Origin of the sequence: Amycolatopsis rhizosphaerae (assembly GCF_007713715.1) — a bacterium.
Lineage (GTDB): Bacteria > Actinomycetota > Actinomycetes > Mycobacteriales > Pseudonocardiaceae > Amycolatopsis_E > Amycolatopsis_E rhizosphaerae.
This window is the reverse complement of the sequence record NZ_VJWX01000821.1, coordinates 1-1,534: the sequence shown is the minus strand read 5'-3', so window position 1 is coordinate 1,534 and position 1,534 is coordinate 1. Positions and strand designations below refer to the sequence as shown.

Annotated in this window: 1 protein-coding gene and 1 pseudogene; one reads left to right on the top strand and one right to left on the bottom strand. The window is 73.1% G+C overall.

Going from position 1 to position 1,534, the window contains the following annotated elements; translation table 11 throughout:
* Positions 1-29: 29 nt before the first annotated feature.
* Complete coding sequence (locus tag FNH05_RS37165; protein ID WP_186382939.1) at positions 30-1,148, bottom strand: NAD(P)/FAD-dependent oxidoreductase; 1,119 nt, start codon at positions 1,146-1,148, stop codon at positions 30-32.
* A gap of 198 nt (positions 1,149-1,346) precedes the next feature.
* Between FNH05_RS37165 and FNH05_RS37160 the strand changes: the two are divergent.
* Positions 1,347-1,534: pseudogene (locus tag FNH05_RS37160) on the top strand (chitin-binding protein); the annotation flags it as partial.

The following is a 1,534-nucleotide window of genomic DNA, read 5'->3' as shown; positions in this document are numbered from 1 at the left end:
CGCCTGAACCAGCCTCGCCCGGCTCCACCTCAGCCGACGGGCATGCCTGGGTGGCGCTGGAACAGGAAGGCGCCGCGCACGATGGTTTCCTTGTAGCGCGCGGCAAGCCGCCCGGTGAGCACCGCCTCGACGGGACTGTCGTCGGCACGGACGAACTGGATGAGCCCGTCACGGCGGCCGAGGCTGATGCACTGGTTCAAGTACCGGAACCGCAACGGCTTCGGCTCGCGCCCGGCGAGCCGGTCCGCCAGCGACCGCACCGCCCGCTGGGCGGTCGGCATCCCGGTGGCACAGGCCATCCGCAGTTCCTGCCCGTCCGGGCGGCGCAACGCGGCGGCGTCCCCGATGCCGAGGACCTCCGGGTGCGACACCGACCGCAGCGTCGCGTCCACCACCAGCCTGCCGTTGGCGTCCACCGCGAATCCCGACTCGCGGGCGATGCCCGGCACGGTGAACCCCGCGGTCCACACCACGGTGTCGGCGGCGACGTGCTCGCCCCCGTCCAGCACGAGCCCGTCGGCCCGCACCTCGGCGACCTTCGCGTCTTCCCGCACGTCGATCGCGAGGCGCCGCAGGGCCCGCGCGAGATGGCGCCGCCCCCGTTCGGACAACCCCGAGCCCAGCTTTCCGCCGGTCAGCAGCCGCACCTTGAGCTCCGGACGGCTCTCGGCCAGCTCCGCCGCCGCCTCGATCCCGGTGAGCCCGCCCCCGGCCACCGCGACGACCCGGCTCTCGCCCAGCCGCCCGGCCAGTTCCCGTGCGTGGTCGAGATCGGCGACCGTGAAGGCGTGCTCGGCGGCCCCGGGCACCGAGTCCAGGTCGGCCTGGCTGCCGAGGGCGTAGACGAGATGGTCGTAGGCGAGGTCGCGGCCTCCCTCGGTGCGCACCGTGCGCGCCCCGGGGTCGATCCGCGTGACCCGGTCGACGACCAGCCGGACGCCGGTGCCTTCGAGCAGCCCGGTCAGCGGCCGGTCCCGCAGCGGCTGACCGGCGGCGAGCTGGTGCAGCCGGACGCGTTCGACGAACCGGTCGTACCGGTTGACCAGGGTCACCTCCGCGCTCGTCCAGCGTGCGGCGAGCTTCGCCGCGGCGAGCCCGGTGTATCCGGCGCCGAGGACCACGATCCGCTCTTGCGTTGTAGGGGCCATCTTCCCGTCCTTTCGTCTCGTTCCCCCGCGAGGGGCACGGACAGGACGAGACAGCGGCGGAACTTGTGACAGACCGGGCGTGCGACCCCGCTCACCTGGCCCCTTGCCCCTCCCTTCGCCCATGGGCGAATATGGTCTAGACCATAAGGGTACAGACCACCACTTCTCCGGTCTCCCGGTCGCGGGAAAGGAGCCGACATGGCCACCAAGCCCCGGATCCGCACCTTCGCCGCAGGCGCCGCCCTCGCTCCCCTGCTCGCCCTGGCCGCCCCGGGCGTCGCCAGCGCCCACGGCTACATAGACTCGCCGCCCAGCAGGCAGGCGCAGTGCGCGCAGGGCATCGTCGACTGCGGCGAAATCAAGTACGAGCCGCAGAGCGTCGAAGG